The organism is Cobetia sp. 2AS (assembly GCF_029846355.1).
In the GTDB taxonomy this organism is placed as follows: domain Bacteria; phylum Pseudomonadota; class Gammaproteobacteria; order Pseudomonadales; family Halomonadaceae; genus Cobetia; species Cobetia amphilecti.
In genome coordinates this window covers 103,681-122,816 of record NZ_JARWKQ010000006.1, presented here as the reverse complement: position 1 = coordinate 122,816, position 19,136 = coordinate 103,681, and the positions used below count along the sequence as shown (strand labels likewise).

15 protein-coding genes are annotated in these 19,136 nt (G+C 63.5%); 8 read left to right on the top strand and 7 right to left on the bottom strand.

The window, feature by feature from the left end; genetic code table 11:
- Window positions 1-328: 328 nt before the first annotated feature.
- The 5 genes from hslU to QD356_RS15320 all read right to left on the bottom strand — a co-directional run bounded on the left by hslU (window position 329) and on the right by QD356_RS15320 (window position 7,350).
- Entirely contained in the window at window positions 329-1,654 is a 1,326-nt protein-coding gene (hslU, locus tag QD356_RS15340; RefSeq protein ID WP_043332972.1) for an ATP-dependent protease ATPase subunit HslU, read from the bottom strand.
- 1 nt (window position 1,655) lies between these two features.
- Window positions 1,656-2,177 (bottom strand): ATP-dependent protease subunit HslV, encoded by a 522-nt coding sequence (gene hslV, locus QD356_RS15335; RefSeq protein WP_043332970.1) that lies wholly within the window; start codon window positions 2,175-2,177, stop codon window positions 1,656-1,658.
- Between the two features lie 331 nt (window positions 2,178-2,508).
- Window positions 2,509-3,162, bottom strand: coding sequence for an SPOR domain-containing protein (locus tag QD356_RS15330; protein ID WP_043332968.1), 654 nt, complete (start codon window positions 3,160-3,162; stop codon window positions 2,509-2,511).
- A gap of 3 nt (window positions 3,163-3,165) precedes the next feature.
- Window positions 3,166-4,851 (bottom strand): arginine--tRNA ligase, encoded by a 1,686-nt coding sequence (gene argS, locus QD356_RS15325; RefSeq protein ID WP_043332965.1) that lies wholly within the window; start codon window positions 4,849-4,851, stop codon window positions 3,166-3,168.
- A gap of 240 nt (window positions 4,852-5,091) precedes the next feature.
- On the bottom strand, window positions 5,092-7,350 hold the full coding sequence (locus QD356_RS15320; protein ID WP_279878250.1) for a primosomal protein N': 2,259 nt from the start codon (window positions 7,348-7,350) through the stop codon (window positions 5,092-5,094).
- Window positions 7,351-7,590: 240 nt separating this feature from the next.
- Here QD356_RS15320 and rpmE point away from each other — a divergent pair, with 240 nt between their 5' ends.
- Both rpmE and QD356_RS15310 read left to right on the top strand, forming a co-directional pair.
- Window positions 7,591-7,803, top strand: coding sequence for a 50S ribosomal protein L31 (gene rpmE, locus QD356_RS15315; RefSeq protein WP_054556509.1), 213 nt, complete (start codon window positions 7,591-7,593; stop codon window positions 7,801-7,803).
- A gap of 528 nt (window positions 7,804-8,331) precedes the next feature.
- Complete coding sequence (locus QD356_RS15310; RefSeq protein WP_192839157.1) at window positions 8,332-9,600, top strand: malic enzyme-like NAD(P)-binding protein; 1,269 nt, start codon at window positions 8,332-8,334, stop codon at window positions 9,598-9,600.
- A 174-nt stretch (window positions 9,601-9,774) separates the two neighbouring features.
- On the opposite strand, the gene QD356_RS15305 is transcribed toward QD356_RS15310, so the two are convergent.
- Both QD356_RS15305 and QD356_RS15300 read right to left on the bottom strand, forming a co-directional pair.
- The gene (locus QD356_RS15305) at window positions 9,775-10,536 is read right to left on the bottom strand and encodes a DUF481 domain-containing protein (protein WP_043332961.1); all 762 of its coding nucleotides are present in this window, start codon (window positions 10,534-10,536) and stop codon (window positions 9,775-9,777) included.
- A 224-nt stretch (window positions 10,537-10,760) separates the two neighbouring features.
- On the bottom strand, window positions 10,761-13,277 hold the full coding sequence (locus tag QD356_RS15300; protein ID WP_192839156.1) for a penicillin-binding protein 1A: 2,517 nt from the start codon (window positions 13,275-13,277) through the stop codon (window positions 10,761-10,763).
- 248 nt (window positions 13,278-13,525) lie between these two features.
- On the opposite strand from QD356_RS15300, the gene pilM reads away from it, so the two are divergent.
- From pilM to aroK, 6 genes are all read left to right on the top strand, one after another.
- Window positions 13,526-14,590, top strand: a complete 1,065-nt coding sequence (pilM, locus tag QD356_RS15295) for a type IV pilus assembly protein PilM (protein WP_107335932.1) — start codon at window positions 13,526-13,528, stop codon at window positions 14,588-14,590.
- Window positions 14,587-15,177 carry a PilN domain-containing protein gene (locus QD356_RS15290; protein ID WP_064503256.1) on the top strand — a complete coding sequence of 197 codons (591 nt, stop codon included), beginning with the start codon at window positions 14,587-14,589 and terminating at the stop codon, window positions 15,175-15,177. Before pilM ends, QD356_RS15290 begins: the two co-directional genes overlap by 4 nt.
- Entirely contained in the window at window positions 15,174-15,806 is a 633-nt protein-coding gene (locus tag QD356_RS15285) for a type 4a pilus biogenesis protein PilO (RefSeq protein ID WP_043332958.1), read from the top strand. The genes QD356_RS15290 and QD356_RS15285 overlap by 4 nt, the downstream gene beginning before the upstream one ends.
- Window positions 15,803-16,354, top strand: coding sequence for a pilus assembly protein PilP (locus tag QD356_RS15280; protein ID WP_192839155.1), 552 nt, complete (start codon window positions 15,803-15,805; stop codon window positions 16,352-16,354). Before QD356_RS15285 ends, QD356_RS15280 begins: the two co-directional genes overlap by 4 nt.
- Before the next feature lie 152 nt (window positions 16,355-16,506).
- Window positions 16,507-18,564 carry a type IV pilus secretin PilQ family protein gene (locus tag QD356_RS15275; protein WP_107335935.1) on the top strand — a complete coding sequence of 686 codons (2,058 nt, stop codon included), beginning with the start codon at window positions 16,507-16,509 and terminating at the stop codon, window positions 18,562-18,564.
- The gene (gene aroK, locus QD356_RS15270) at window positions 18,564-19,106 is read left to right on the top strand and encodes a shikimate kinase AroK (RefSeq protein ID WP_054556506.1); all 543 of its coding nucleotides are present in this window, start codon (window positions 18,564-18,566) and stop codon (window positions 19,104-19,106) included. The genes QD356_RS15275 and aroK overlap by 1 nt, the downstream gene beginning before the upstream one ends.
- Window positions 19,107-19,136: the final 30 nt, after the last annotated feature.

Genomic DNA, 19,136 nt, shown 5'->3' with positions numbered 1-19,136 from the left:
GGCCTCTTCGCCATCACGGGCATGGCGCTCGTTGAGGCGGTAGTCGCGCTGCTGGCCGCTGGTATCAGCGTCGTGGGACGCGGCGGCGTCCTTGGGAGTGTCGTGGCTCATCGGGGCATCCTCGGGCTTGCATGCCGCACGGCAGCGTGGGGCGCAGGGCGGCATGGCGAAGGCAGATAGGCGTCGAGCGCGGCGCTTGGCCGGTCGATGTGTCTTGTGCGCATGATGCACTGACGCCCGATCCGGGCCAAGCCGGATCGGGCGTCAGAAGTCCCCTCAGGAACGGGACTGGCTTCCATGAGGGGCTGTCAGGCGCGTGAGCGTGTCGTCAGAGGATGTAGCGCGACAGGTCTTCATCACGCGCCAGATCACCCAGGCGGGCATCGACGTAGGCGGCATCGACCTTGAGTTCGCCGGGCTGATCGCCACCCTCGTAGGAGATCTCTTCCAGCAGACGCTCCATCACGGTGTGCAGACGACGGGCGCCGATGTTCTCGGTGCCTTCGTTGACCTGATAGGCAATCTGCGCGATGCGCTCGATGGCGTCATCCGCGAAGCTCAGCTCGACACCTTCGGTCGCCAGCAATGCCTTGTACTGACGGATCAGGGCGGCGGACGGCTCGGTCAGGATGCGCTTGAAGTCTTCCGGTGTCAGGGCGTTGAGCTCGACGCGGATCGGCAGACGGCCCTGCAGCTCCGGAATCATGTCCGACGGCTTGGACAGGTGGAAGGCACCGGAGGCGATGAACAGGATGTGGTCGGTCTTGACCATGCCGTGCTTGGTGGACACGGTGGAGCCCTCGATCAGCGGCAGCAGATCGCGCTGCACGCCTTCGCGGGACACATCACCGCCACTGCCGGATTCGCCACGCTTGGCGACCTTGTCGATCTCGTCGAGGAAGACGATGCCGTTCTGTTCGACGGCCTCGATGGCACGGCTCTTGAGGTCTTCATCGCTGACCATTCTGGCCGCTTCTTCCTCGTGAACCAGCTTGAGCGCTTCCTTGACGGTGATGCGACGGCTCTCTTTCTGCTGCTTGCCCATGTTGGAGAACATGGACTGCAGCTGGCTGGTCATCTCTTCCATCCCCGGCGGGGTGGCGAAATCGAGACTCTGGCTGGCCGGGCTCAGCTCGATGTCGATTTCCTTGTCATCCAGCTGGCCTTCGCGCAGCTTCTTGCGGAACATCTGGCGCGTGCTGCTGTTGTTGGCGGCAGCGTCGTACTCTTCACCACGCACACGCGGCAGCAGGGCGTCGAGGATGCGCTCTTCGGCGGCATCTTCGGCCTTGTCGCGCACTTCCTTCATGGCGTCTTCACGCACCAGCTTCATCGCGACCTCGACCAGGTCGCGGATGATGGATTCCACGTCACGGCCGACATAGCCGACCTCGGTGAACTTGGTCGCCTCGATCTTGAGGAAGGGCGCGCCGGCCAGCTTGGCCAGACGACGGGCGATCTCGGTCTTGCCGACACCGGTCGGGCCGATCATCAGGATGTTCTTCGGCGTGACCTCCGGGCGCAGATCGTCATCGAGCTGCATGCGGCGCCAGCGGTTGCGCATGGCAACCGCCACGGCGCGCTTGGCTTCAGGCTGGCCGACGATGTGCTGATCGAGGGCGTTGACGATTTCCTTCGGGGTCATCTGGGACATCTCAGGACAGCTCCTCGATGATGGCATTGTGGTTGGTGAAGACGCAGATATCGGCCGCGATGGAGATGGACTTCTCGGTGATCTCGCGGGCGGAAAGCTCGGTATTCTCGATCAGGGCGCGGGCAGCGGCCTCGGCATAGTTGCCACCGGAGCCGATGGCCAGCACGCCGTGCTCGGGCTCGACCACGTCACCGTTGCCGGTGATGATCAAGGAGGCGTGCTTGTCGGCGACTACCAGCATGGCCTCAAGCTTGCGCAGGGCGCGGTCTGAGCGCCACTCCTTGGCAAGCTCCACGGCGGACTTCACCAACTGGCCCTGATACTTCTCGAGCTGCGCTTCGAAGCGTTCGAACAGCGTGAAGGCATCGGCGGTACCACCGGCGAAACCGGCCAGTACCTGATTGCGATACAGACGACGTACCTTGGCGGCGTTGCCTTTCATGACAGTGTTGCCAAGGGATACCTGGCCGTCACCAGCCAGGGCGACCTGGCCGTTGCGACGCACGGAGACGATCGTGGTCATGGATAACTCCTGAGAGAGCATGCCGGCGATTGGAATAAGGTGAACGGGGCCGGGCATGGCATTTCTGGGCAGACGAGGCCGTAGCCTCGTCGCGTAAAACGGGTGGTGATCGTCAGCCTGGCGCTTGCCACTGCTTGCCGCGATCCTGCACCGCCTGATGGGCGGCACGCGGGCCTGATATCTCACCGGAATGCTGTAGATGGGGGCGCCGATACGGGTTTCAAGTCATCGGCGACTCAGCGTTGACTGCGATCGGCCCTGGTCTGTGCCCTCATGCAACGGGCCCGCTCAAAAATGAGCGGGCCCGTCTGTCGCAAGGCTCACGCCTGGCTTACTGCAGCTTGATCAACAAGGGCTCGATGCCCTGGGTGTTCATCAGGTCCTGGGCGCGATTGAGCTCGCGGGTGTCCTTGTAGGGACCGACCTGCACCCGGTGCCAGACGGTGCCACCGGAGGCATTGACGTCACTGACCTTGGCCAGCAGGCCAAGGTCCTTGAGCTTGCCGGCCAGCTTCTTGGCATCGCTCATTTCGCGGAAGGACGCCGCCTGCAACATGTAGTTGGTCAGCGAGGCCTCGGACTTCTTGGTGCTCTCGGCGCTGCCCGGACGCGGCGTGGACTTGTACTCATCCACCTTGGGCGCGATCACCTCGGTTTCCGGCAGCAGGGTGTAGAACTCGAAGGTCGGCATGTTGCCGGCGGACTCTTCGGGGGCTTCCTTCTGCTGCTGGTTGCCCTGCTTGGCGGCCTGCTGCCCGTTCTGCTGCCCGTTCTGCTGCGTGTTGGCCTTGGGCACGATGGCCGCGACCGGCAGACGCGGGGCCTGTTTCTCGAAGTACTGCGCGAGAGCGAAGCCGGCGATCAGGCCGATGATGCCCCACAGCCAGCCGGGCAGACCACGACTCTGGCTGGCAGCGGGTTGCCGACGGGGGCTCGCCCCCTGGCGGGAGGCGGGCTTCTTGTTGGCGGGGCGGCGAGCAGCCATGGCTTACATCTCCTCGGGAGCGCTGACACCCAGCAGGGCCAGGCCGTTGCGGATGACCTGAGCGGTCGCCAGACCCAGCGCCATGCGCGCATTGCGGGTCGCGTCGTCCTCGACCATCACCTTCACCGCGTTGTAGCAGGTGTGGAAGTCGGAGGAGAGGTCCTGCAGGTACTGGGCGACCTGCTGCGGCTCGCGCACCTTGGCGGCGTGGGCGACGACGTCCGGGAACTGCGCCATGCGATTCATCACGGCCTTTTCCTGGTCACTGGTCAGCAGGGTGAGCTGCGCCATGGCCAGGGCTTCGTCGAAGGGCTTCTCTTCGCGGCTGGCCTTGCGCAGCACGCTGTGCACGCGGGCGTGAGCGTACTGGATGTAGTAGACCGGGTTGTCATTGGACTGGGAGCGCGCCAGGTCGATGTCGAAGGTCAGCTGGGAGTCGGCGCGACGTGCGGCCAGGAAGTAGCGGGTCGCGTCGCGGCCGACTTCCTCGATCAGGTCGCGCAGGGTCACGTAGCTGCCGGCACGCTTGGACAGCTTCACTTCCTCGCCGGAGCGCATCACGGTGACCATCTGGTGCAGCACGTAGTCCGGCCAGCCCTTGGGAATGTCCGCCTGCAGAGCCTGCAGACCGGCACGCACGCGGGTCACGGTGGAGTGGTGATCGGCACCCTGCTCGTTGATGACCTGGGTGAAGCCTCGCTGCCACTTGTCGAGGTGGTAGGCGACGTCGGGCAGGAAGTAGGTGTAACCGCCGTCACGCTTGCGCATCACGCGGTCCTTGTCATCACCGAAGTCGGTAGTGCGCAGCCACAGGGCACCGTCGTCTTCGTAGGTGTAGCCGTTGTCGACCAGGCGCTTGACGGTCTCTTCGACCTTGCCGTCGCTGTAGAGCGAGGACTCGAGGAAGTAGACATCGAATTCGACGCCGAAGGCCTTGAGGTCGAGATCCTGCTCGTGGCGCAGGTAGGCGACGGCGAAGACGCGGATGGCCTCCAGGTCATCGGGGTCCGCGGCACCGGTCACCTGCTTGCCATCGGCTTCGACGGTGTCGCCGGCCATGTAGGAGGCGGCCAGTTCGCTGATGTAGTCACCGCGATAGCCATCGGCCGGCCAGCTGGCATCGTCCGGGCCCAGGCCCTTGGCGCGCGCCTGGACGGAGAGCGCCAGATTGTTGATCTGGGCGCCGGCGTCGTTGTAGTAGAACTCGCGCGTGACGTCGTGACCGGTGGCGGCCAGCAGGCGGCACAGCACGTCGCCGACCGCGGCACCGCGACCGTGACCGACGTGCAGCGGGCCGGTCGGGTTGGCGGAGACGAACTCGACCTGCACCTTCTCGCCGGCACCCACGTCGCTGTGACCGAAGCTGTCGCTTTCGCTGAAGACGCGACGCACGATATCGGCTACCGCACCGGTATCAGCGAAGAAGTTCAGGAAGCCGGGGCCGGCGATCTCGACCTTGGAGACGGCATCGGAGGCCGGCAGCGCCGCGATCAGCTTCTCGGCCAGATCGCGCGGCTTCATGCCGGCGGCCTTGGACGTCATCATCGCCAGATTGCTGGCGTAGTCGCCGTGGCTCTTGTCCTTGGTCGGGTCGACCTTGATCTGCGGGCTGGCGTCGGCGGGCAGGGTGCCGTCGGCCTTGAGGGTTTCCAGGGCCTGGCCCAGCAGTTCGATGATCGTCTCTTTCATGGAATATCGGTCTCTTCACGGCTCGGGTCGCACCGCGTGCCATACAGCAGGCGGTTGCAGGCATCAGGCCTGCGGGCAATGGGGGAGTGCGGATGTCGCTGCACGATGGCGGGCATTATCACCGATCCTGCGGCTTGCATAAACCGTCGTGATCAATCGCGCCGCATTCCGCGCCCTGCAGGGATAGTGGTCAGTTCATCGCAAGCGGCGTAGAGGGCTGTCACGCCGCTTGCGTATCACTCAGGCCATGCCGATGGGATCGACATCCAGCGACCAGCGCAGGCGGCGCGCGTCGCGGTCCTGCTCGCAGAGCGTCACCAGCCAGGCCGCCGCTTCATGCAATGGGCCGCGTTTCGCACAGCGCAACAGCAATTGGGCGTGATAGCGATTCTGGCGACGCTCCATCGGTGCGGGCACCGGGCCGAGGCAATCCACCTTGAGATTGGCAGCCTCGACGTGCTGGCGCAGGGCGCCACCGACCTTCAACAGCCACTGCTCGACCTGCTGCTGGTCAGTGGCCTCGGCGCGCAGCAGCGCCAGATGGCTGAACGGCGGCAGCTGGGCGATGCGGCGCTCCTCGAGCAATTCCCCCGCCAGCTGCGGGTAGCCGGCCTGAATCAGCGTCAGCAGGTTGGGGTCTTCCGGGTGGCGGGTCTGGATCAACACCTCACCGGGGCGCTCGGCGCGTCCGGCACGCCCCGCGACCTGCACCAGCAGCTGCGCGGACTGCTCAAGTGCGCGGAAGTCGGCGGCATAGAGGCCGCTGTCGGCATTGACCACCACCACCAAGGTGACGTGGGGGAAGTGGTGGCCCTTGGCCAGCATCTGGGTGCCGACCAGCAGGCAGGGCTCGCCACGCCGGATCACCGCCAGCGCCTCGCTCATGGCGTCCTTGCGCTGGGTGCTGTCGCGGTCGATGCGCAGCACCGGCACATCGGGGAATTTCTCGCCGAGCAGCTCTTCGGTACGCTCGGTGCCCGCGCCCTGCGGGCGAACATCTCCGCTGCCACACGCCGGGCAGGCATCCGGCAGCGGGCGGGTGCGCTCGCAGTGGTGGCAGGTCAGCTGGGGTGGATGACGATGCAGGGTCATGCGGGCATCGCAGTTGTCGCATTCGGCGATCCAGCCGCAGGCATGGCAGGTCAGGGTCGGCGCGAAGCCACGCCGATTGATGAACACCAGCACCTGATCGCCCTGGGCGAGGCGCTTCTCGATCGCCTCCAGACTCTGGGTCGAGAGGCCGCCCAGCGTCATGCGGCCGCGCAGGTCGACGGGATGCAGTCGGGCCGGCTGGCTGCGACCGGCGCGCTGATGCAGGTGCAGATGCGTGAAGCGCCCCTCGCGTGCATGGCGCAGGCTCTCAAGAGACGGCGTGGCGCTGCCGAGCACTACTGGTATGCCTTCCTGCTTGCCGCGCACCAGCGCCAGATCGCGGGCGTGATAGCGCAGGCCGTCCTGTTGCTTGAAGGAGCCGTCGTGCTCCTCGTCGACGATGATCACGCCGAGTCTGGCCATCGGCGTGAAGATGGCGGAGCGGGTACCGATCACGATGCGCGCCCGGCCGCAGCGCGCGGCTTCGAAGCCATCGAGGCGTTCACCATCGCTGACGCCGGAGTGCAGCATCACCTGCGGCACGCGGAAGCGTCTGCGGAAGCGCTCCAGCGTCTGGGGAGTCAGGCCGATCTCGGGCACCAGCACCAGCGCCTGGCCGCCGCGGTCCAGCACCGCCTCGATCAATTGCAGGTAGACCTCGGTCTTGCCGGAGCCGGTCACGCCCTCCAGCAGCGTGGGCGAGAAGCGGTTCAGGCCCTCATGCAGACGCGAGAGGGCGCGACCCTGCTCATCATTGAGGGCCAGGCCGGGTTCGGCGAGCACGCCCTTGTTGGCCTGCTCCGGCGTGGCGCCAGTCACCGGCTCCTCACGGGATTCGATGTAGCCGCGGCCGCGCAGGGTCTCCAGCTGCTGGCGGGTGAAGCCCTGGGCGGTGATGGCGCTGTGCACCAGGCCATGACGATGCTGAGCGAGCAGCTCCAGCAACGCGATCTGGCGGGTGGCTCGCCCCAGGCTTGCCGGCTCGGTGGCGCGGCCCTTGTCGGTCAGCGTCCAACGCTCACGGGTACGCGCCTCGAGGGCGCGCCCCTGACGCAGCAACGAGGGCATCGCCTGGGCGAAGGTGTCGCCGAGCGAGTGCTGGTAATAGCGCGCGGTAAACTGACATATCCACAACCAGTCGGCCGGCAGCGGTTCGTCATCGATGACTTCGCTGACAGGCTTGAGCTTGTCGATGGGGAAGCTTGAGTCGCTGCGCAGCTCGGCGATCACCCCGACCAGCTGGCGACGCCCGAATTCGACGCGCACGCGCAGGCCCACCTGCCAGCCTTGACGAGGCGGCTGGCGGGATGGCAGGTAGTCGAACAGATCGCGCAGCGGGCCGGGAATCGCGATGCCCAGCACACGTCCCGGCAGGTGAGTCGCAGTCTTGTCGGTAGTGTCAGGCACGCAAGGTATCCGGATATGAGGTGATATGAGGCGTTCAGTAAAACGGGGATATGCCGTGGCACGCAGTCTACAGAGTGTTGCCCGCAATAAACGTCACAAAGTTTGGTCTTGCGGCAGATGACTGGTAAAATACGCGGCCTTCCGTCGGAAACGGCGGAATGACCGGTTCAATCCAAAACCCGTGTACGGTGCCTGGCAAGTGATCAGGTGGCGGTGCACAGCGACCTGAGGTTACACATCATGAAACAGGGTATCCATCCGGACTACCAGCGCCAGACCGCAACTTGCTCCTGCGGCGCGCAGCACGAAATCGGTACCACTTCCAAGCAGACTTTCGCGCTTGACGTGTGCTCCGAGTGCCACCCGTTCTACACCGGCAAGCAGAAGCAGGCTACCACCGGTGGTCGCGTCGAGCGCTTCAACAAGCGTTTCGGTGCTGCCATCAAGCGCTGATACCTTCAGCTGCTTGTCGCTTTCATGGCGCTGCGCATCTTGCAGCGTCATGGACGAAAAACCCGCTCACGAGCGGGTTTTTTTGTGCCTGTCGTTCAGACCACCCTGAAGAGAGCCGCGACCACGCCAGCCGGCCCGGGATGCCCTTGTCGTGATGGTCTTGCGGAGATGTCGCCCCTGCGCTGCGCTTGCCGGGAAGGATTATTGTTTCCGATTTGGCACTTTTTCTGCTCTGCCTCTGCATCAAGCGCGCCGGAATGGCGGGTTGCGTCAGCGAACGGTCGAAAATCGAGGATCTTGCGCGAATCGTGGCGTCATCTCGGGCCGAAATCGGCGTGAAAGCCGGTCAGCGATAAGGAAAGGTTTATAGCTGAGTAGGGCATCCATAATGTTAGACGAATGGCTAAAATATTTTTTAAACGAACGTTTTAAAGTCATGAATAACAGCAAGTTGCGTCGGTTGTTCAGAGGTGTCTTTTTCTATATTCTGGAGCAGCCAACCCCCCGCCAAAATACCGGATGACACGCATGTCTGATGCCATGAAGAAAGCAGCACTGCAATATCACGCCGAACCGATTCCCGGAAAGCTCTCCATCGAGCTGACCAAGCCGACCGAGACCGCCAAGCACCTGGCGCTGGCCTACAGCCCGGGCGTTGCCGAGCCGTGCCGCGAAATCGCCGCCGACCCGGAAAATGCCTACCTGTACACCGGCAAGGGCAATCTGGTCGCGGTCATCTCTGACGGGACTGCCATCCTTGGGCTGGGCAACCTTGGTCCGCTGGCTTCCAAGCCGGTCATGGAAGGCAAGGGCGTGTTGTTCAAGCGCTTCGCCGGCATCAACTCCGTCGATGTCGAGATCGATGCGGAAAGCCCGCAGGCCTTCATCGATACCGTGCGCCGCATCCACACCACCTACGGTGGCATCAACCTGGAAGACATCAAGGCGCCGGAATGCTTTGAAGTCGAGCAGGCGCTGATCGAGCAGTGCAACATCCCGGTCTTCCATGACGACCAGCACGGTACCGCCATCGTCACCGCGGCCGGCATGCTCAACGCCCTGGATATCGCCGGCAAGAAGCTGGAAGACGCGCGTATCGTCTGCCTGGGCGCCGGCGCTGCCGCCATCGCCTGCATGAAGCTGCTGGTGGCCAGTGGTGCCAAGGTCGAGAACATCTTCATGCTCGACCGCAAGGGCGTGATCCACAGCGGCCGTGATGACCTGAACCAGTACAAGGCGATGTTCGCCACCGAGACCGAGCTGCGCACCCTGGACGACGCCATCGATGGCGCCGACGTCTTCGTCGGTCTGTCCGGCCCGAACCTGCTCAAGGCAGAGCAGCTCAAGAAGATGGCCGCCAACCCGATCGTATTCGCCTGCTCCAACCCGGATCCGGAAATTCATCCGGATACCGCTCGCGAAGCACGCCCGGACGTCATCATGGCGACAGGTCGCTCCGACTACCCGAACCAGGTCAACAACGTGCTGGGCTTCCCGTTCATCTTCCGTGGCGCGCTGGACGTGCGTGCGACGCGCATCAATGAAGAGATGAAGCTGGCCGCCGTTCACGCCCTGAAAGACCTGGCGCGTGAGCCGGTCAGCCAGGATGTGCTGGATGCCTACGAGATCGACAGCCTCGAATTCGGCCCGGGTTACATCATCCCGACGCCGATGGACTCGCGTCTGCTCGAGCGTCTGCCGGCCGCCGTGGCCCAGGCGGCCATCGATTCCGGTGTCGCGCGCAAGCCGTACCCGGCGCACTACCCGCTGACCAGCACGGATCAGGTCTACGGTTAAGCGTCAGCGGTCGAATGGCCGGTTGGCGGTGTCGCTGAAGCGACGCAAGACATGAAAAAGCCCTCGTCGGAGTTTCCGGCGAGGGCTTTTTGTTGGTGGCAGCTTTCAGCCATGAACCACGAGCCTTGAGCCACCAGCGACTGGCGACTGGGCAGGCAGGCGTCAGGCCTGTGCTCAGAAGCTGTAGAGGATTGAGGCCGCCGTGGTGGTGTCGGTCTTGGCATCCGACTCGTCGGGCGGGTTGGTGTTGTTCTCGATCTCATGCGAGAGCTTGAGAGCGAGGCTTGCATTGATGGCGACCGTCAGCGCGGTATAGCTGCGACTGATCACGTTCTCGCGCGTGGCCTCCGCCGAGAACTGTTGCTCGAACTTGGAGGTGTCGGACAGCTGCCAGCGGTAGTCCATCGCGCCATAGCCCAGCAGGTAGTTCTCGTGATCCCCCGCCGTGATGTCATCGAAGCGATAGCCCGGCCCGGCCTCGAGGGAGAGGTTGTGCTCGGGGCCATCCAGTATCGTGATGCCCTCACCGACGATGGAGGTGACCTGGTGGTTGTAGCCGGAGAAGCGCTCCTTCTCCCAGCGCAGCAGCCCGAAGGCGTAGTGATCATCGCTGAGGTCATAGCGCTCGCGCTGGCCGACCAGGTACTTGTCGGTCGTGGTCTCGCCACTGCTGGAGACGTGCTTGGCCTCCACTCGGAAGGTGTGGGTCCAGGGCTTCAGGTGCCAGGACAGGCTGGTCTTGCCCAGCAGGGTCTCGCTGTTCGAGTTGCCCGACAGCTTGGTGAAGCCCAGCTCGGCCTGGCCGCTGAAGGGCTCAGAGTCCTCGCTGGCGGGTGGTGGCGCATAGAAGAGGTCGTCTGCGACAGCCGTGTCGAGGGGAAGCAGGGCCAGGCACAGAAACGCGGTCCTGCGCAGTGTGGGCAATGGGTGAAGCATGCGAACTCCGGCATGTTTGAGGCATGACATCATCATCGGGAATATGGCTTGCGAGATGACGCTTGCTGAGCGAGGCGGCCTGGCGCGTCATCCGGACGCTACCAGTGGATCGCGATACGGGGGAGCCTTGCGAATGCTCAGATGGCAGAAGAGCGACCAGCGGCCGCTCTTCCTTGGGCTCTCCCCCTGCCGATGAGGCTGGCAGGCGAGGTCTGGAGATCAGATCAGAAGATGGCCTCGAAAGTTCCGGTACCTTCCGAACCGCTTTCCTGCTCCAGCTCCTTGCGGATGGTACGTTCCTGGTAGGGCGGCAGATTATCCTTGCGGAATAGCTCACTGATGCCACCGGACTGACCGCTGCGCAGGCGCTTGCCAGAGTCCGGGTCGATGGTCGCCGTCACGATGTTGTCCGGACGCTCCATGGTGGAGGACGGCATGCCCTTGAGGGCGCCGCGCATGTAGTCGACCCAGATGGGCAGGGCGGCCTGGGCGCCATACTCGGCCAGGGTGTCATTGGAGTCCTTGCCGACCCAGACCGTGGCCACCAGCTTGCTGTTGAAGCCGGAGAACCAGGCATCACGCTGGTCGTTGGTGGTGCCGGTCTTGCCGGCCAGGTCATCACGACCCAGCGCCAGGGCGCCACGGCCAGTACCGCGCTTGATGACATCCTGCATCATGTCACGAATCAGATACATGGATTCAGGGGAGGCGACACGCTCGGCCAGCGGGTACTGGCGACCGTCACGATTGACGGTGACCATGCCCGGCGCACAGTTGGCGCAGGCAACCGGCGGATGCGCTTCATAGTCGGTCTCGTCATCGCCACGCGTGATGGTATCGATGTACCAGGGCTCGACACGGAAGCCGCCATTGGAGAGCACGGCATAGCCGCGTGCCATCTCCAGCGGGGTCAGCGAGGCGCTGCCCAGGGCCAGTGACAGGCCATTGGGCAGCTCGTCACGCTGGAAGCCCAGCTTGACCAGGAAGTCGAGAGTCTTGTCGAGGCCGACCGTCTGCAGCAGGCGCACGGAGACCAGGTTCAGCGAGCGATACAGGCCAACGCGGATACGGGTCGGGCCGGTGAACTTGCCGCCGGCATTTTCCGGACGCCACACCTTGCCGCCATCCTGAAGCACGACGGGGGCGTTGTTGATGATGGTCGCCGGTGACATGCCGGCCTGCTCGAGCCCGGACAGATAGACGAACGGCTTGAAGATCGAGCCTGCCTGACGGCGTGCCTGGATGGCGCGGTTGAACTTGCTGGCGGAGTAGCTGAAGCCACCTTGCAGGGCGAGGATGGCGCCACTTTCCGGGTCCAGCGAGACGATGGCGGATTGCGCGTCCGGCAGCTGGCCCAGACGGTAGCCGTCGTCCTGCTTGATCACGCGTACCAGATCACCGGCCTTGGCGATCTCGGCGGCCGAACCCGGCACGCCACCACGCCATTTGGCGCTCTTGTACTCGCGTGCCCACTTCAGGCCGTCCCAGTCGAGGGTCACGACCGTGGCGTCGGCCAGCAGTGCCTTCATCTGCTTGCCGGTGCTTTCCACCACGATGGCGGCCTTCAGCGGGCCGTAATCCGGGGTGCGATCGAGCACTTTCAGCCAGTTCGAGACATCACGGTCGATGCCGGCGATGCGCTTCTCGCTCTTCTGGGCTGCCTGCTTGGCGGTTTCCAGCACTTCCGGTGACTTGGAGAGTTCTTCCTCGAGGCCGGCCTGATCGGTCTGGTCCTGAGCTTCCGCTAGCGAGGCGGCGATGTCGGATTCCTCGACCCCGCGCCAACCATGGCGGGTATCGTAGGCGATCAGCCCCTTGATCAGCGCATCACGTGCCATTGGCTGCAGCGAGCTGTCCAGCGTCGTGGTGATGCGGACGTTGTCGGTGTAGGCCTTGTCGCCGAAGCGGTCGACGGCGAAGCTGCGTGCCATTTCCGCGACGTAGGGTGCCTGTACTTCCGGTCTGGAGTAGTGGCGTGCCGCGGTGATCGGTGCCTTGACGGCTTCGTCATAGGCTTGGGGCTCGATGTAGCCCAGCTCCTTCATGCGCAGCAGGATCCAGTTGCGACGGATCAGTGCGCGCTGCGGGTTGGTCAGCGGGTTGAAGCTCGACGGCGCCTTGGGCAGGCCGGCCAGCATGGCCTGCTCGGCCAGGGTCAGTTCATCCAGGGACTTGTCGTAGTAGGTGCGCGCAGCGGCGGCGATCCCGTAGGCGCGATGGCCCAGGAAGATCTTGTTGACGTAGAGCTCCATGATCTCCTGCTTGGAGAGGATCTCTTCCATCTGCAGCGACAGCAGAATCTCGCGAATCTTGCGCGTGAAGGTCTGGTCCAGCGTCAGCAGATAGTTGCGCGCCACCTGCATGGTGATGGTACTGCCACCGGACTGGATGCTGCCGCTGGAGGCCAGCTGCACGGCCGCGCGCGCCAGCCCCTTGGGGTCGATGCCCGGGTGGGAGAAGAAGTTGCTGTCCTCGGCGGCGAGGAGGGCGTCGACGAAGGTCTCGGGGATCTCGTCGTAGGTGACCGGGATGCGGCGCTGGTCACCGTATTCGCCGATCAGCTTGCCATCGCGGGTATAGATGCGCAGCGGCGTCTGCAGCTTGGTATCCTGAAGCTGATGGACGTCGGGCAGGCCCGGCGAGAAGTACAGCGAAGCGCCAACGATGGCCAGAAGTCCCGCGGCACATAGTGATAGCAGCAGCCAGAACACTGGCGAAAATAGTCGTCTCAATAGCTTCATGGGCAAGACAGGGTCCGTGGGTAAGAAAAGCGAGTGGCTGCGCGGGGATTGGCAATTCCATTGCTGGGGCATTATAAGTAGCGGGTTCAGATGCGGCCAGCGTTGAACCCTGACTTGCGCGTCTGTTGTGTTATTCTGGGAAACATAATGTAACATCCTGGAATGATAGAGGGTGTCGCGGCAACGTCGTCAGGGAACCGGCGGCCAGCCAGTCTGGCAAGATCGTCATCAGAGCAGGGGAACGCCAATTGCTGGGACTCAAATCCGCCGGCAAGGGACTCATCGGGGTCGATATCACGTCGGCCACCGTGAAGCTCCTGGAGCTGTCCAGGCAAGGAAATCGATACCAGATCGATAGCTATGCGGTGCGTCCACTCAAGGAAGGCGCAGTCGTCGAGCGACGTATACGGGACATGGACGAAGTCGTGCTGGCCATCAAGCGCGCGGTCGAGCAGGCACAGCCGCGCTCGAAGCGTGCTGTGGTCGCGGTTCCCGCGAGCGCTGCCATCACCAAGACACTGAGCTTCCCGGCCAATCTCGCCGATGACGAGATCGAGCAGCGCATCGCGCTCGAGTCCGAGAAGCACTTTCCCTTTCCGCTGAACGATGTCGCGTTCGACTTCCAGCATCTGGGCGTCAATCCGCGCAATCCCGATCAGCAGGACCTGCTGCTGGTGGCGTGTCGCAGCCTGGACGTCGATCAGCTGACCTCGGCACTGTCCCAGGCCGGCCTCGAGCCGGCTGCCGTCGATGTCGAGACCTTCTCCCTCGAGCGCGCCTTCGGCGAGCTGCGTCATCAGTTGCCGCCGACCTACGACAACGAAGAGTGCGTTGCCGTCGTCGATATCGGCGCGACGATGACCGCCTTCCACGTCATCCAGAATGGTCGCATCGTCTACAGTCGCGACGCCGTCTTCGGGGGGCGTCAGCTGACGGACGAGATCATGAATCGCTTCGATCTCTCCAATGATGAGGCGGGCCTGGCCAAGAAGCGTGGCGGTCTGCCGGATACCTATGACAGCGAAGTGCTGGGTCCGTTCCGCGAGACGCTCATCCAGCAGATCGCACGCTCACTGCAGCTCTATTACACCGCCGGCAAGCGCCGCGAGGTGCAGCGTATCCTGCTCGGGGGCGGTACGGCCGCCATCGTCGGGCTGCGTGAAGGCCTGGCGGAGCACACCGGGCTTGAAGTGATCATGGCCAACCCCTTCACTCACATGAGCGTCAATCCGCGCGTCGACATCCAGGCGCTGGCGGGCGATGCCCCGGCGATGCTCACGGCCTGCGGTCTTGCGATGAGGAAGCGCTCATGACCATCGAGATCAACCTGCTTTCCTGGCGTGAAGACCGGCGTGAGAAGCGCAGCAAGCGCTTCATGGGCATACTGGCACTGGCGGCTGTCATCGGTATCGGTGGCGGCTATGGCATGAGCGAGTATTACCAGAGCCAGCTCGAGGCGCAGCAGCAGCGCCATGCCTTCATCGAGAAGGAAATGGCCCGCCTCAATCGTGACATCAAGGAAGTCGAGGACATCGAGGCACGCCGCACCCAGATGCTCGACCAGATAGAACTGATCCGCAGTCTGCAGTTCTCGCGTCCGGAAACGGTACGGGTCTTCAATCAGCTGGTGACGTCTCTGGTGGACGGCGCCTGGTATCAGAGCATCAGCCGCAGCGGGCGCCAGCTCAAGGCGAATGGCACGGCGGAAAGCACGCGTCAGGTCTCTGGTCTGATGCGCGCCATTGCCCTGTCGGATTCCTTCGGCACCCCGACGCTCTCCGACGTGCAGAGCAATGACGACGATCAGCGCAGCTTCAATATCATGATTCCGGAGCGCCCGACGGGGTCGGCGCTGAGCGCTGCCGATGCGGAAAATGACAAGAAAGGAGGTCGGCGATGAGTTTCATCGATGCTGAAATCCGCCGCCTCAAGTCGACGGATTTTCGTGATCTTGACCTGAAGGAAGCCGGCATCTGGCCGGTCACGCTGCAGGCCGTGCTGGCGCTCATCGTGCTGGGCGCCCTGTTCTGGGCGTCCCATTGGTTCCTTGCGGCGCCCAAGGCGGAAGACCTCGAGCGTCTGCGTGCCCAGGAAAGTCAGCTGCTCCAGCAGTTCGAGAGCAAGGCGTTCAAGGCCGCCAACCTGCCGGCCATGCGCGAGCAGATGGTGGAGCTGGAGTCCCGCATGGGGCAGCTGCTGGAAATGCTGCCCACCGACGCGGAAGTCCCGGCGCTGCTGGATGACATCAGCGAGACGGCGATCAACAACCAGCTGGCGGTCGAGTACATTCGTCTGAAGCCGGCGGAGAATCGCAACTTCTACGTCGAACAACCTTTCGATATCAAGGTGCGCGGCGACTATCATCGTATCGCCGCCTTCATTTCCGGTGTCGCGGGGCTTTCACGCATCGTGACGCTGCATGATTTCGTGCTGACGCCGGTCGCCAACAGCGATGATCTCGAGCTTTCGCTGCTGGCCAAGACCTACAATTATCGTCAGACCCCGGCAACATCAGGAGGCAAGCAATGAGCCTGATGACACGTCGAAATACCGTGATGGGAAGTGTGTTGCTGGTCACTCTGCTGGCGGGGTGTGGAGATCCGCAGCTGGGCGCGCTGGAGGGGGAGCTCGAGTCCTTGAGAGGGCGTCCTTCCGGCAAGGTGCAGGAGTTGCCGCCGCAACCCGAGTATCATCCCGTCACCTATGACATGGCGGATGCGCGCAGTCCTTTCCAATCACGCCTGCCGGAGCCCGAAGAGGAGCTGACGGCCGTCGACAACGGTGTGCGACCGGACCTCGATCGCCCTCGTGAACCACTGGAAGCCTGGCCGATGGAGCAGCTCAGCATGGTCGGGACGCTGGATGTCGATGGCGCGCGTTCGGCGTTGATTCTGACGCCGGAGCAGGAAGTGCAGCGTGTGCGGGTCGGCAACCACATGGGCAGCAACTTCGGCAGGATCACCCGTATCGGTGATACGCAGATCGATATGGTGGAAATCGTGCCCAATGGTCAGGGCGGTTGGATAGAGCGGTCTCGCGCCATGGCGCTGAAAGAGCCCGTGTCGCAAGGTGGTTGAGATCACTGGCGTTGGCAGTAGCCATATTGTCACGGAAGACGAACGGTCGACCCGCAAGAGTTGGCGACCGACACCATAACGCTTCGATAAGAATAAGGCGCGATCAGCCCGACGGTTGAACGGAGCCACGGCGAGACAGGGGACTAGGGAACATGACGCGATTGCAACGAATGAGTCTGCTGGGGCTGGCGGCAGTCGGTAGCCTGATGGCGAATGTGGCGATGGCTGCGTCGTCGCTGCAGGACCTCAACTTCACCGCCCTCGGGGGCGACCGTATGGAGCTCAAGCTCGACTTCGTCGGCGGAGTGCCGGAGGTCAAGGGCTACCGTATCGAGACGCCGCCGCGCATCACCATCGACCTCCTGGATACCAGCAGTCAGCTCGACAAGCGTCGCTTCGATCTGGGGCTCAGCGGCGTGGACGAACTGGTGGCGCTGGAGGCCGGCTCGCGCACGCGTCTGGTCATGAAGCTCAACCAGTCCAAGCCGTACGTCACGCGTACCGAGGGCAACAGCCTCTACGTCATCATCGGCGAGCAGGGCGGAGCGCCGGGCGCTCAGCCTGCGGCTGCTTCCCAGGCGAACGCCGCCAACGTGCCGCCGGACAATCGTGCCCTGGAAGTGGCCAGCGAGCCGGCCGTCAGTGGCATCGATTTCCGTCGTGGCACGGACGGTGAAGGTCGCGTCGTGATCAACTTCAACCGCTCCAATGTCGAGTCACGCGTCACCGAGCGTGGGCGCAAGATCTACGTCGACATCAAGGGCGTGAAGCTGCCGCCGGAGATGAATCAGGTGCTGGATGTCGGCGATTTCGCCACGCCGGTGACGCGTATCGATCCGCAGCGTACCCGTGATGGCGTGCGCATGGTGGTGGACGCCAGTGGCTACTACACCCAGCTGGCCACCCAGGCAGGCAACGAGCTGGTGCTCGAGGTCAAGCCGCTGACGCGTGAAGAGCAGGCGGAGCGCATCAAGGACAAGTTCCCCTACACCGGCAAGAAGATCTCGCTCAACTTCCAGAACATCGAAGTGCGCTCCGTGCTGCAGATCATCGCTGACTTCACGGGGCTCAATCTGGTCGCCAGTGACAACGTCACCGGCAACGTGACCCTGAACCTGAAGGAAGTGCCCTGGGATCAGGCGCTGGATCTGGTGCTCAAGTCCAACGGTCTGGCCAGTCGTCGCATGGGCAACGTGCTGATGGTCGCGCCGGCGGAAGAGCTGGCGGCACTGGAGCGCAAGGAGCTCGAGGCGAACCAGCAGGTCAAGGAGCTGGCGCCGATGACCACCGAATACATCCAGGTGCGTTATGCCAAGGCGGCGGACCTGGCGGCGTTGCTGCGCGGTGAAGGCGGCATCGGTCTGCTGTCCGAGCGGGGCCGCGTGATGGTCGATGAGCGCACCAACACCATGCTGATCCAGGATACCCGCGATACGCTCGAGTCCATTCGCGGCACGCTGGAATATCTCGATATCCCGGTGCGTCAGGTGCAGATCGAGGCGCGCATCGTCATCGCGCGTAGCAGTGTCTCCAGCGAGATCGGTGTCAATTGGGGGCTTTCCAACAGCAGCAACGGCAAGTTCGGCCTGGAAGGCGCGTCGACCGGTACGACCAGTGATGGCGGCCTGAGTGTCAATCTCGGCGATGACAGTGATCCGGGCAGCACCTTCAGCTTCGGTTACCTGTCCGGCGATATCCTGCTGGACCTGGAGCTCTCGGCGCTGGAAAGCGAAGGCAAGAGCCAGACCATCTCCCAGCCCAAGATCATCACCGCCAACCAGAAGAAGGCCGTCATCAAGCAGGGTCAGGAAATTCCCTACGAGGAGGCGACCTCCAGCGGTGCGACCAACATCGAGTTCAAGGAAGCGGTGCTGGCATTGGAAGTGACGCCGCAGATCACGCCTGACAATCGCATCATCATGGATCTGTTGATCAACAATGACGATGTCTCCGATGACAGCTTCAATGGCGAACCGGCCATCGATACCAATGAGATCGAGACGCAGGTGCTGGTCAATGATGGCGAAACCGTGGTGCTGGGCGGCATTCTGACCTCCGAGCAGATTCGCAGCGTCTTCAAGACGCCCTTCCTCGGGGACCTGCCGGTGATCGGGAATCTGTTCCGCTATACCGAAGAGTCCAACGAGAAGGTAGAATTGCTGGTATTCATTACCCCGAAGATCATCGAGGACGGCCTGGCGGTGCGCTGATGCATGTGATTCCCAACGTATTCCTTGTCGGCCCCATGGGGGCCGGCAAGAGCACTATCGGCCGCCTGCTGGCGGCCGACTTGCATCGTGAATTTTGCGATAGCGACCATGTGATTGAAGACCGCTGCGGAGCCAGCATTCCGTGGATTTTCGACGTCGAGGGCGAGTCCGGCTTTCGTGAACGTGAGCAGGCTGTCATCGATGAGCTGACCTCGCTCAGGGAAGTCGTGATGGCCACCGGTGGCGGCGCCATCATGGCGGAGGCCAATCGGCGCGTACTGCGCGAACGCGGCACTGTCGTGTATCTCTACGCGCCTGTCGAACAGCAGCTCAAGCGAGCCGGCCGTGATCGCAATCGTCCGCTGTTGCAGCAGGATGACCCCGGGCGGGTGCTCAAGCGCCTGTTCGAGCTGCGTGACCCGCTCTACCGCGAGACGGCCGATATCATCGTGCGTACCGATCGGCGCAGCCCTCGGGCGGTCACCAACGAGATCCGTCGCCGCATCAAGGCGCTGGCGGACCCGTTGCACGCCCCTGGCTAGTCTCATCAGCGGCTGGTGGCCCTGGCGGGC